This is a genomic window from Bradyrhizobium sp. SZCCT0148 (genome assembly GCF_018129985.1).
In the GTDB taxonomy this organism is placed as follows: domain Bacteria; phylum Pseudomonadota; class Alphaproteobacteria; order Rhizobiales; family Xanthobacteraceae; genus Bradyrhizobium; species Bradyrhizobium japonicum_H.
The window spans coordinates 240,422-250,921 of sequence record NZ_JAFCKT010000009.1 but is presented as its reverse complement, the minus strand read 5'-3'; the positions used below and the strand labels follow the sequence as shown (position 1 = coordinate 250,921).

Sequence of the window (10,500 nt, the reverse complement as noted above, 5' to 3'; positions counted from 1 at the left end):
CGGGGCAAGGAATTTGTGGGATCGGGAGGTACCTTGTGGGACTAGGGCGGACGCTAAGTTCCTGAATTGACTTCAGAACGTCATCTTAGCACGTCTCGCAACGTTCCACATATGTTCACAGTTTTAGGTCTGTCTCGGGTGGCCGGTTTGCAGCCGACCGCCCGTTTGCAAATGGTTTGCAATTTTCGTTCTTTAGTTGTTCGCCCTACTCCTATGGGTCTTGAACCGGGCGCGACAACCCGCATATTTGCCGCACGCAACTATGACTTGCAGGCGTGCGTATTCGGCGAGTGAAGATGACAATGCCAGGGTTTGTAGTGAAGGTGACTGAGCCAAGCGGGGATTTGATGTCCCCCATGACGGTCTACTGCAAAGATGCACAGACGGCGGAGAAACTGGTTCGTCAGCTACCGTTTGTTGACGCCAATGACAAGGTCGAGGCGAGGGAATTGCGGGACGACGTGATGAAGTCGGCGTTCGGCGTTCAGGCCGAAGACACGATCGCGATCCGCGTCGATTGGGTGTGGCGCGATGACAATCCGGAACGCAAGTAGTCACGCTTTGGAGCAAATTATCTTGTCGCGGTGGTTTTCAAGTTTCTGGATGGCGTTGGCCGCCAGAACGCCACGGCGGGCGAGATAGGCATCAATGATGCGCTGGGCCCTGTCTACGGTCCAGGTCCAACGCTTCAGCGATCTCCGGGGCCGTGGCGCCTGCCTCAGCGAGTAACGTTGCTGCCGTGCCCCGATTGTCGTGAAAGTTCAGGTCGCCGGCTTCGACTGCATCCGAGTCCTCGCGCCAGTGATCATTGAAGTAGCGCTTGGTGTAGGCCTTACCGCTAGGCGTCAGCATGACCAGGGCGCCAAGGCGGGGCAGGGCGTCCAGGTACGCTTTCAGCTCGCGCGTCGCAGGTATCCAGAGCATCTTGCCGGTCTTGCTGGACCGGATTTGCACCCGCTGCCCATCGTAGCGCGTCCACGCGAACTTGCGCACGTCGCTGGCGCGCATTGCGGTATTGCGGACCAAGATCATGGCCGTATCCATGGCGGGCCGTGCGGTCTTGATGAACTGTTGCTGTTGCTCCTCGGACCACGTCTTATCGGCGCGGTCGCTCTTGTAGAGCCGGTGGAAGGTCGGAATAGGGTGGTGCTTGATGCGGCGCTGCTCTTTCGCAAACGAGAGCACGCGGCAGAGCGCCGACATGAGATTGTCAGCTGATCGCCGTGAGGTCTTGTCTAGCTCCTGGTGCCACGCGAGGGCGTCCGCCGCGAATGCGTCGGCGTCGTCGGCGTTGTTGAATGTGTCCTCTGGGACCGTGCCCCACTTCTGTTCGATACGCTTGAGCTTCCAAGGATACTGCTTGCGGGACTCCTCGCTCAGCGCGGCGTAGGTGCTGGACGTGTCGAACAGCCGAATAAGATCGGTCAGCGTCTTTTCGCTTTTCCGGCGGGTGCGCTTCTCCGCCTCAGCGTAGGTCTCTGCGAGCCGGTCCGGGTCCAGGCGGATGCTGGTGGCGCGGTGATAGAGATAGATTTTGACCGTGCCGTCTGCCTGCCGCTTGGGGACGCGGTTGATGCCCTTCAGCTTAAGCGGCTTCGGTCTTACGCGCATTCTCGGCTTTCCAGCGCTGGTATGGGGTCAGTTCAGACGCTGATTCTGTCACAAGGCCCGATGCCCGGTCTAGGGCGGCGTCAAGAGCCTTGAGGTCCCAGCGACTCGTTCTGGGCATCGCCCTGGGGATAAGTCCTTTCTGGATCCAGCGGTCAAACGCTGACAGGGTGTTGCAGCCGCAGTAATCGGCCGCCTCCTGTTTTGTTAGTCCGCGTTTGGTCAATCCGTGCAGCACTGTGTCCGTCATCCTGGATCGGCTTAGGGGGGGCTTTGCCTATAGCGGTCAAGTTACGGTTCGCGCGCACAAAATTGTAGCCTCGCGCCGAAAGGTCGATTGCGTGATGCGTCACCATGATTGAAGCGAACACATATAATTTATGAACCTGGAGGAATTGTCTTGGTTGAGTTTTTCACGGACGACTATCGCTATCAAAGGGCGGCTCAACCATATCTGACGGCCATCGCGCGCGGGGTAAGAGATCACCCGCCGACTGTCGCATTTCTTCTAGAGGGGACCGACTATGAGCAGAGCTTTCGAGACGCGGTGCCCCTCTGGCAAAAGCAGTGGGCAGCGCGAGGAAGTTCAAAATGCCCATTCTGGTCGAACTACTGGTTCAACCCGTGTCCCTCTTGCAACTGTAGAATAGATAACTCGGTGTCGATGGAGATCGATGCGCTCTTCTTTCTTGAAAACGGAGACGGCAAGATACTTGCCGTGCATATCGAGATGAAGCGCGAGGGCGAGGGACTGTCGATCGGTCAAGCAGAAGCGTATCGGCCACGGGCGGCGTGCTATCGCGACCAGCGCCGCGTCCGAAAGGGAATACTACATCACGATCATTTCATTGCAGTTCTATTCTGCGGCGTAAACACGGACATCCCTTTGGTGAGTGCATTCTTTGACCGCGTTATAACGCATGACGCTGCGCATACAGCTATCCCGGCGTATCCGTCGACTTAATAAAAAAGGCGCGGTGTGATCCGCGCCCTGGAATTGCGAACCGCGCGGTGCTCGCTTCTCAGCCGCAAGTGTCGACAGGATGCTGTTGCCCGTTAAATGGGCCGACGAAGTAATTCTTCTGCCCCTTCTTGCACCGGGCTTGGCAGTCCTTCGCGGCAGCTGAGCATTTCTGTATGTTATCCTCAATCTTTGTGTTTGGGCTACTGGCGATGCATGTTTGCTTCCAGGAGCTACAGCTCTCTGCGGCCAAGCTCGGCGCCCCAATAACCGCAGTCGACAACGCAATAGCGACCAGCAAAGTCTGAAACTTCATGATTCCCCACTGAGTTCAATCATCCCTCGCGCAATCTAAGCGCGAGGGACGATTTTGGGCAAGGCCTAGCGGATAAGGTCAGCGCACAACGCCTGAAAGATTCTCGTCCTCTTCCTCGTCGATGAACTCTGCCTCGTCGGGGGTGGGCGTCGATCCGTCCTCGATAAAGTCGGCGTCGTCCTCGTCGGGATTGGCTAGTGACGCGACTAGATGTTGGCGCGCGACGAATTGGTGTAGGTCTGCATCGCCCAGCACGTCGAGGAAGTTCAGCATATCTTCGCGGTCACTGCTTTCTTGGAAGCACCGCGGCAGCCGGTCTATCGCTTCAATGGCATACGCAAGTGCTTTGCGGACTACTGCACCATCGCGGCCAGTGATGTTGATAGTGTGGATCCGATCGATAGGCATTCACTTCTCTCCATGTCAGTGGTTGGATGTTCTCCCCTGACGAAAAACCAGCCGGCGGGGTGTGCGCCGCCGGCTGAGCCACTGACAGAGGAGACAGCGAACGGCCGTGAAGCTGTTCGCTGATTGGCCTATAGCGGCGGCATGTAGGACAACGCGCCTCTTCGGATCACGAAATGTTACGCCGGCCCACCTGGTGCAGGCGCGCGCTACCTAGGCAGTGCACCGATGGTTTGGTTCGCTGTCGGCGCTTGATGCCGGGAAGATGCCGGCAACACAACAGATGTTGCACATCGGTCTCGACCCAGGTGCGCCGATCTTTGGCACTTGAGAACGGACATTCATTCGCGGCGCCGGTCATCCGGTCAGCGAGCTTGCGCACGAGCGCAGTGTAATTGTCGTCGGCAATCAATGGCATTGCAATTCCCTTTAGCCCCACCATTAGCGGTGTGCCGTCATAGATTCATATTCGCGGAATCGCGTCAACCCGTTGAATTTCCTGCGAAATGTAAGTCAGTGCTGACTTACTCGCGCTGCCCTGACCGGGGAATTCCAAGGGCGGGGTCGGCAATGATTCGACATTTCATTTAATGTCAGTTAATCTATTAATATTTTAAACGGAGGGAAGCCATTATGTTCAGATTAATTTTCGCTCCTGTTTTGGTGATGGGTGTAGCGTCCGCACAAGCGCAGCAAGGCACTGCTCCGAAAGGCTCGGTGGATCAAGCAAAACTCGCAAAATGCAGACAGCTAGCTAAGGATCGCGGCTTCACTTCGGGGATGGAGAATGCGAAGGGAGCTAATGGACCGCGACAGTTCGTGATCGCTTGCATGCAAGGTAAGCAAAGCTAGTAGTTACCCGATCCATGCCAGCAGGCAACGGCGGCTCGGGCTGCGAGCTCACAGTGATCCATGACGTTCCCTCACGTTGCGCACGGTGCGCTTGCGACTATTCCCAGCGGCCACTCAACTTCGTTCGCGCCGCGATTGTCGTCTCGATGTCTTGCAGCATTTCTCGAAGCCGTTCGGCGAGCCTTTCGAACAGCGCGCGCGTCTGCCTGTCCGGGGCAGTCCTCGCCAGCCGCGCACATTCCTCTGCATGCTTGCGCACCTTCTCAAGCTGAACAGTGAGTTCTTCCATATCGCTACGTCATGCCCGACGGTTCACAGCCTACAGCGACATTTAGCGGCCGGGCCCAGGAGCAGACACTGGGAAATTTCCCAGGGTGAACCGAGACTTTTAGGAGCCCCGCTGGTGCGTCGAGCCGATTGACAGCGATTGCACGGGGATGACACGACGGTCCCGGTCCTGGCCAAAGGCAAGACTGACACCGGCCGCATCTGGGTCTATGTGCGCGACGACAAGCCTTTTGGCGGGCAGGCGCCGCCGGGGGCAGTGTTTTATTACTCGCGCGATCGCGCCGGCGAGCATCCCCAGGCCCATCTGGCCGGCTACAGCGGCATCTTCCAGGCCGATGCCTATGGTGGCGATGGCAAGCTTTATGACCCGGGCCGCAACGCAGGCCTGATCCTGGAAGCTGCGTGCTGGGTCCACGCCCGACGACCGTTCTTCGTGATGGCTGATTTGGCCGAGAATGCGCGTCGCAAGGTGCGAGGCGAAAAGCCGGAGGTGATCTCGCCGCTGGCGCTGGAAGCAGTCCGCCGGATCGATGCCTTGTTCGAGATCGAGCGCGGCATCAACGGCGAGACGCCCGAGCGGCGCCAAGCCGTCCGTCAGGAGCTCAGCACGCCGTTGGTTGCCGATTTGGAAGCCTGGATGCGTGTGCAACGGGCCAAGCTCTCACGGCGCAACGACGTTGCCAAGGCGATGGACTACATGCTCAAGCGTTGGCATGCGTTTACCCGCTTCCTCGACGATGGCCGCATCTGCCTGTCGAACAACGCCGCAGAACGAGCCCTGCGCGGCATCGCCTTGGGGCGGAAGTCTTGGCTGTTCTGTGGCTCCGACCGCGGCGGCGACCGTGCCGCGATGATGTACAGCCTGATCGTCACAGCCAAAATGAACGACGTGGATCCACTAGCCTGGCTCGCCGACGTCTTGGCGCGCATCGCTGGACATCCGGTCCAACGCCTCGACGAACTGCTGCCCTGGAATTGGCGCACCCGAAACAAACAAATCAATCAGGCAGCCTAACCAACCGCTGCGCGGTCCTCACCGGATGCTTACGCTGCTCGAGCTGATCCGTGAAGAGCACGAACGACGGCAGAAGCCATCGTCATCATGGGTGGCGTCGAATTTGGCAAACGCTCCTACCTTCGGCGCCTGGCCGACATGATTGCAGGGCCGCCACACCCCTTCACAACCAACAGCGGTGCTCAACGATTTCCTGCTGGGAAAAGGCCGCTCTGCAAGGCGCCGCCGCATCAACAACACGGTCTTCTTGGCAGGCTCGGGTAGCTCTGCCAGTTTTGAGAGCCGATGGATCTATTCGGCTCGCTGGTCGGCGCTCAGGCTGAAGACGACGATTACAGCCTCTTCATCGGTCAGGCGTAGGATGACCTTCAGGCAGTTGCCGAGGATGTGCTCGATGTGCGACCAGCGCAGCGCCAGAATGCCGAGCTTCGCATACTCCTGGTCTGACAATGCCGGTTCAAAATTGTAGGGAGAGGGGATCATCAAGCCTTCCTCGTGAAATACGGCGGCTTCCCAACTGCAGCAGGACGCTTGAATATTTGCGTGTTAATGTGTTTGTTTCTGAACCGGCCCTCATAATTGAGATACCGGATCAGCTCGCGGACGTACAAGAAATAGGACTCTTGGAGCAGCAAAAGCTTTTCATCGAGATAAAAGAACGTGAGAGCGGTGAGGTCCTTGACCGGCTCTTTATCTTCGGCAAGCTCTTCGAGAGAGACATAACAGAGCGCCTTGCCGATATCCGGGTCGTGCCAATAGGCGTGCGCATACTTGTTCCTGATCTTCCGGCAATGATCGATCGCGTCAATGAGTTCGCTGAATTCGGCTTCCAACCCGGCGTTTGAATATGGCACGCGACCCAACGCATCAGCGATTTGAATGCGGCTTAGCTCGCCCCTGATCCGGAACATCGCCTTCAAGGTTGAGTCCAGGTCGTACTGCCGTGCGACCTGGATGCAGTTCATTAGGTCGAGCTCAAGCTCGCCGTAGTCGAGTAGGATTCGGCCGATGACCGCCATTTCCTTTGGGAACGTGTTGTGTATTGGGAACATCAATGGCTCAACGGATCATCTGGGCCTACCAGGCGGAGCTGTCCCGGCCGAGTGCGAAGTGTCCACGTTTCAATTTTTGTGAAACCAGGCGTCTGAAGTGAGATCTCAAGCCGGATGATTGCACTATTCAAGTGCTCGTTGGGAATTTGAACCGACACAGTAGCGGTGTGGTCCTCGTGCTCCGCTTCCTTGAACACCGGCATGTGAGGAGGGGAATTGATCGACCTCCGGTAAATAGTCATCTTTGGTCCAGGTGGTTGGTCGCGCTCCCCGACCTGTTGAATGGAACCCTTAGATCAGCGTCGATTAGGAAATCGACCATCACATGGTAAGCGGGCGTGTTTTGAGCGGTTCTTCACGGTGACATTGAGATGAACCGTCTGGGAGAAGCCTGTACTCATCGTGGCGTCTACCGGGCGGGTTGTTTGTTTTTGATCGAAGGTGATTTGCGCATAAAGGTCGGGTGTGGTCGCCCGCCGCAGGATATCGTTGATCTCGTAATCCTCCATGGCGCGGACCTCGACCCCGATGCGTCGATAGTATCTATTGTCCGGTGCCTGATGCGGGCCAATGACCGACTGTGGGACGGAGATCACAAAACCCAACTGTCCCTGATGTAGGTCTATGGGATCGATGGTGTATTCCTGCAGGCGGGGCTTGATGCGGGCATTAAGGATCTGGCTGATCCAGTCTCGGGTAATACTGGCGTCTGCAACACCTTCATCGACGACCACGGGCCCCTTCGTCTTCTTGTTCGTTGATACCGTAGATGATCTGCCCGCCCGCCGAGTTGGCCAACGCAGAGACGTTGATGCACAGCTCGGTGATCTTCCCGTCATCCCTCACGAGCGATCGAGAATCCTTGAATTCGAGTTCGGTGTTTTCGACTGCGCCATTGGCGAGGAGCTTCTCAAGATCCTGGCGCGTTTGGTAAATTGAAATGCCATCCGGATGCCCGCGAGTTGAAAGGCTTGCCAGTAGCAGCTTTTCCGTGTGAGCAATAGAGCGTCAACACTGGAGGGGCAATTACCGTTGCCAAGATCCAGCACGGCGGCGCCGCTGCTACTATGGCTCTGATTATGGCCGGTCTGCGTATCGCGATGGCAACTGCTCGCGCCGCTGTAATCTAAAGAATAAAGCTGCTTACCGTCGCTTCATTCTTCGTCCAATCGTAGAGGATGAATAAGTAGGCATCACCGGGTTGGCTTAGCTCGAACTCTTTTATTTGGCGCTCGCAATTAAGCCTGTGTTCGACAACCATTTGAGAGTGTGAGATGGCCGCAATCCATACTCTGAGCAGGGCGCGCGCCTGTATTAATTTATGAAAGTCGGTATCGACCAAGGCCCCTTGGGCCACTGATGGGCCCGGGCGTAATTCGCTTTCCAGAACGAGCGCCTGCTTCGTGAGAAACCCGTCGGTCTCTCGCCGCCAAACAAGATCGTAGAGCCACTCATTGCGGTTATTACCCCGGGTCGAGACCAAATAGCCGAGGCGCTCACCCAGCTCGATAAAGAAGGTCTTGATATCCTCAGTCGCAGCTGAGAACGACTGACCTCTTAGAAATTGCTTGAGGTGCGCTCCCTGATATCGTGCGCTGGCCGCCTCGGTGACCGTAGAGACAAGGTCTGACATGTTTACCCGATCGCATCTAAAAGTTTGGAAGCTGTTTTGATTTTCCAGCAGCTTTTTCCTGCTCTTGGTTCTCGGAGAAGATCTTGCGGTTGATTAGGTTCAAGCTGTCCTTCGTCAGCCTTACCGTCTCTCCCGTTTCAAGATTCCATTCATAGCGCTGGGCGCGCTCATATGAGGGGGGCACGAAGTCGGGTTGTCTACCAAACTCCTTAGAGACCGCCTGGGCGCCGGTAGCCAAATCGTCGATATCGACCTTGAGCTGAACGTCGTACACTGGGGCTCCCTCAAGCAGTCCCGACAACAGGCGGACGGTCTCGGCTCCCCTTGTGCAGTAGAGCGCAAACGGGGCTCTCGGCACAACCTCGCATCTGAAGTTGCGCCTCGCTCCGAAAGCCTTTGCTGAGGCCAACGTCATGCCGGGAGAGAACCCCAATAGGTCTCTCTTGCCGGTTTCGGCGAGAGCGGGAGAGGCAATTAGCATCATGGTAAGCACGACGTATTTCATCTCGATTCCCCAGAACGCGGCAAGATACCAGTTTGATCGTTCGAGTCGAATGAGGCCGTTTGGAAATTGGAACCAGCTAAGACCGACGTCGTTTTTAGGTCATGCTTACAGACGATGAAGTATCCTTTCTATGCGACATCGGGCAGGGGTCTTCGACCTTCGAAGAGACCAAGAAGCACGAGGTCGTGAACTTGCTGGCTCGAGGGTATATCGAACGCGACGGCCCTCAATTCAGGGTGACCGAGACAGGTCAGAAAGCCCTGGCCAAACGCGGCGCCGGACTTAACGAGGCACGAACTCGTAGGCGGACTTGTCCCGCCAGTTTATGGCCGGATCAAACGGCCTACCCTCCAGCTCGGCATGCACCACCGCGAGAGCCTGGCTGATCGAACAGCGACGAAGCTCGATCGACTTCTGAAGAGATCCATTCTTCCAATAATGCTCATCGACTGAATATGGTGAAAGCTGATCGAGGATACGGTCTTCGATTTCACCAGCTCTTGCGACATTTACAGCATAGATGATTTCCCAATCGGCGGCACCGCCGTGCCTTTCTGCGCATATTTGCCTATTCCTCTGAAGAAGATTCTTGCAGACGCCGACCTTGATAAGGCGTGCTTGCAAGGAGCCAGCAATGTAGAGATATTGCTCCAAATTGTGTCGAGCGGCGTAGGCAAGCTTGGCCGTGTTGCACTGCACACAGTGACCTTTTCTCGATCTCAGTCGATGGCTCTGCTTTTTGCAGGGGCCGCCCAGCGCAACCTGCTTTCCAGCTTTTTTGATCTCTTCGAACCAATCCGCTTGAGACATCCACCGGGCATCAAACACATCGTCTGGCCCGAGGCCTTGCCTGGCCAGAAAAGCCAACTCGTCGGTGGTTAACTCGTCTTCCAAGGCAACCTCCCAAAAGAACCGCCACAGCATATCAGCCGGGGCGCACGATTAGTAGGGTGCGTTCGGACGTAAGCACATTACCGGCCAACGGCAAGCGTCACTGACACCAATGAGACCATCCGCGAGTTCGACAAGCTTGATCGGGTGATGAGCGCCGCTTGCAATTAAGCTCTGCCGGTAGCCTTAAGATTCTTCACGTGAATCCTTAAATCATTGTTCGCCGCGCTTATACGAACGGCATCAAGCTGGTTTCCAGCGATGGTTCGGACACTTTGCGAGGAAATGTCAAAGCGTTTTTGCAAGAAATGGTTATGCGAAAGACCAAGTCGAAGAAGGGTGACAGTCAGCACGAGAGCTATGAGGATGTGATTTCCGTGTCGGATATCCAGCAGCTACGAGAAGTTCGTCTACGTATTGGACATCATTGGGATCATCGATAACGCGCATACTAGGGCGTTATAGGCCAAGGTCCATCTGGTCTTCCTCTTCACCCTGTTTGTTCGCCTCTCGAAGCGTGTGGACGCTCCGTATCGATCGGACAGGGTCGAGGCCTGGCAAAAGATCAAGGTGGTACAGCGCGAGCAATTCCTCGTCATTGGTTTCATCAAGGAGCCTGGTGGTGTAGCCGCCCTCTACTTCGGCAGACAGGATGGTAAAGAGCGGCGCTACGTGGGTAAGGCCGGGACCGGCTGGACCCGGACCAAATCGGCAGAGATCCGCAAGGCGCTGGATACGGTCGTCAGTCCAAAGCAGAAGCTCACCCAAACTATCAAGAAGCCCAAGGCCACATGGGTTGAGCCGAAGTTCTATGCCGACATCGAGTACCGGGACATCACTTCGGAAGGCCTGCTCCGCGCCAGCTCTTTCAAAGGACTCACAAAAGGAACACGTCGTTCCTGATTACGTTTCACCACGAGTAAGTGGAGTACAGGCATGCCGGATCGCGTAACCCAGGCGGTTAGAGAAGCCCA

Annotated in this window: 14 protein-coding genes and 1 pseudogene; 4 read left to right on the top strand and 11 right to left on the bottom strand. The window is 56.5% G+C overall.

The window, feature by feature from the left end:
• Positions 1 to 356: 356 nt before the first annotated feature.
• Positions 357 to 554 (top strand): hypothetical protein, encoded by a 198-nt coding sequence (locus JQ580_RS24935; protein ID WP_212282833.1) that lies wholly within the window; start codon positions 357 to 359, stop codon positions 552 to 554.
• Between the two features lie 91 nt (positions 555 to 645).
• Here JQ580_RS24935 and JQ580_RS24930 read toward each other — a convergent pair whose 3' ends face one another.
• The gene (locus tag JQ580_RS24930) at positions 646 to 1,611 is read right to left on the bottom strand and encodes a tyrosine-type recombinase/integrase (RefSeq protein ID WP_249134399.1); all 966 of its coding nucleotides are present in this window, start codon (positions 1,609 to 1,611) and stop codon (positions 646 to 648) included.
• Between the two features lie 397 nt (positions 1,612 to 2,008).
• Here JQ580_RS24930 and JQ580_RS24925 point away from each other — a divergent pair, with 397 nt between their 5' ends.
• Positions 2,009 to 2,572, top strand: coding sequence for a hypothetical protein (locus JQ580_RS24925; RefSeq protein WP_212282832.1), 564 nt, complete (start codon positions 2,009 to 2,011; stop codon positions 2,570 to 2,572).
• A gap of 391 nt (positions 2,573 to 2,963) precedes the next feature.
• Here JQ580_RS24925 and JQ580_RS24920 read toward each other — a convergent pair whose 3' ends face one another.
• The 3 genes from JQ580_RS24920 to JQ580_RS24910 form a co-directional block, all read right to left on the bottom strand.
• The gene (locus tag JQ580_RS24920) at positions 2,964 to 3,293 is read right to left on the bottom strand and encodes a hypothetical protein (RefSeq protein WP_212282831.1); all 330 of its coding nucleotides are present in this window, start codon (positions 3,291 to 3,293) and stop codon (positions 2,964 to 2,966) included.
• A gap of 166 nt (positions 3,294 to 3,459) precedes the next feature.
• A complete protein-coding gene (locus JQ580_RS24915) occupies positions 3,460 to 3,708 on the bottom strand; it encodes a hypothetical protein (RefSeq protein WP_212282829.1) in 249 nt (82 codons plus the stop codon).
• A 531-nt stretch (positions 3,709 to 4,239) separates the two neighbouring features.
• Positions 4,240 to 4,431 carry a hypothetical protein gene (locus tag JQ580_RS24910; RefSeq protein WP_212282827.1) on the bottom strand — a complete coding sequence of 64 codons (192 nt, stop codon included), beginning with the start codon at positions 4,429 to 4,431 and terminating at the stop codon, positions 4,240 to 4,242.
• Between the two features lie 132 nt (positions 4,432 to 4,563).
• On the opposite strand from JQ580_RS24910, the pseudogene tnpC reads away from it, so the two are divergent.
• A pseudogene (gene tnpC / locus JQ580_RS24905) lies at positions 4,564 to 5,445 on the top strand (IS66 family transposase); the annotation flags it as partial.
• 291 nt (positions 5,446 to 5,736) lie between these two features.
• Here tnpC and JQ580_RS24900 read toward each other — a convergent pair.
• The 7 genes from JQ580_RS24900 to JQ580_RS24865 form a co-directional block, all read right to left on the bottom strand.
• Positions 5,737 to 5,928: a hypothetical protein gene (locus tag JQ580_RS24900; protein WP_212282826.1), complete on the bottom strand. Its 192-nt coding sequence runs from the start codon at positions 5,926 to 5,928 to the stop codon at positions 5,737 to 5,739.
• A complete protein-coding gene (locus JQ580_RS24895) occupies positions 5,928 to 6,497 on the bottom strand; it encodes a hypothetical protein (protein ID WP_249134398.1) in 570 nt (189 codons plus the stop codon). The genes JQ580_RS24900 and JQ580_RS24895 overlap by 1 nt, the downstream gene beginning before the upstream one ends.
• Before the next feature lie 296 nt (positions 6,498 to 6,793).
• Positions 6,794 to 7,231, bottom strand: a complete 438-nt coding sequence (locus JQ580_RS24885) for an AlbA family DNA-binding domain-containing protein (protein ID WP_212282823.1) — start codon at positions 7,229 to 7,231, stop codon at positions 6,794 to 6,796.
• Positions 7,218 to 7,433 carry an AlbA family DNA-binding domain-containing protein gene (locus tag JQ580_RS34345; protein WP_409363231.1) on the bottom strand — a complete coding sequence of 72 codons (216 nt, stop codon included), beginning with the start codon at positions 7,431 to 7,433 and terminating at the stop codon, positions 7,218 to 7,220. Before JQ580_RS34345 ends, JQ580_RS24885 begins: the two co-directional genes overlap by 14 nt.
• A 190-nt stretch (positions 7,434 to 7,623) precedes the next feature.
• A complete protein-coding gene (locus JQ580_RS24875) occupies positions 7,624 to 8,130 on the bottom strand; it encodes a hypothetical protein (RefSeq protein WP_212282820.1) in 507 nt (168 codons plus the stop codon).
• A 16-nt stretch (positions 8,131 to 8,146) separates the two neighbouring features.
• Entirely contained in the window at positions 8,147 to 8,635 is a 489-nt protein-coding gene (locus JQ580_RS24870) for a hypothetical protein (protein WP_212282819.1), read from the bottom strand.
• A gap of 282 nt (positions 8,636 to 8,917) precedes the next feature.
• Positions 8,918 to 9,529, bottom strand: coding sequence for a GIY-YIG nuclease family protein (locus JQ580_RS24865; protein WP_212282818.1), 612 nt, complete (start codon positions 9,527 to 9,529; stop codon positions 8,918 to 8,920).
• Positions 9,530 to 10,096: 567 nt separating this feature from the next.
• On the opposite strand from JQ580_RS24865, the gene JQ580_RS24860 reads away from it, so the two are divergent.
• The gene (locus JQ580_RS24860; protein ID WP_311982481.1) at positions 10,097 to 10,429 is read left to right on the top strand and encodes an ATP dependent DNA ligase; all 333 of its coding nucleotides are present in this window, start codon (positions 10,097 to 10,099) and stop codon (positions 10,427 to 10,429) included.
• Positions 10,430 to 10,500 lie beyond the last annotated feature (71 nt).

What these genes read in the sequence shown, in the direction of transcription:
- JQ580_RS24915 (WP_212282829.1), bottom strand. Translation starts at nt 3,708, where the DNA reads ATGCCATTGATTGCCGACGACAATTACACTGCGCTCGTGCGCAAGCTC.
- JQ580_RS24875 (WP_212282820.1), bottom strand. Translation starts at nt 8,130, where the DNA reads ATGTCAGACCTTGTCTCTACGGTCACCGAGGCGGCCAGCGCACGATAT.
- JQ580_RS24920 (WP_212282831.1), bottom strand. Translation starts at nt 3,293, where the DNA reads ATGCCTATCGATCGGATCCACACTATCAACATCACTGGCCGCGATGGT.
- JQ580_RS24895 (WP_249134398.1), bottom strand. Translation starts at nt 6,497, where the DNA reads ATGTTCCCAATACACAACACGTTCCCAAAGGAAATGGCGGTCATCGGC.
- JQ580_RS24930 (WP_249134399.1), bottom strand. Translation starts at nt 1,611, where the DNA reads ATGCGCGTAAGACCGAAGCCGCTTAAGCTGAAGGGCATCAACCGCGTC.
- JQ580_RS24900 (WP_212282826.1), bottom strand. Translation starts at nt 5,928, where the DNA reads ATGATCCCCTCTCCCTACAATTTTGAACCGGCATTGTCAGACCAGGAG.
- JQ580_RS24910 (WP_212282827.1), bottom strand. Translation starts at nt 4,431, where the DNA reads ATGGAAGAACTCACTGTTCAGCTTGAGAAGGTGCGCAAGCATGCAGAG.
- JQ580_RS24870 (WP_212282819.1), bottom strand. Translation starts at nt 8,635, where the DNA reads ATGAAATACGTCGTGCTTACCATGATGCTAATTGCCTCTCCCGCTCTC.
- JQ580_RS24935 (WP_212282833.1), top strand. Translation starts at nt 357, where the DNA reads ATGACGGTCTACTGCAAAGATGCACAGACGGCGGAGAAACTGGTTCGT.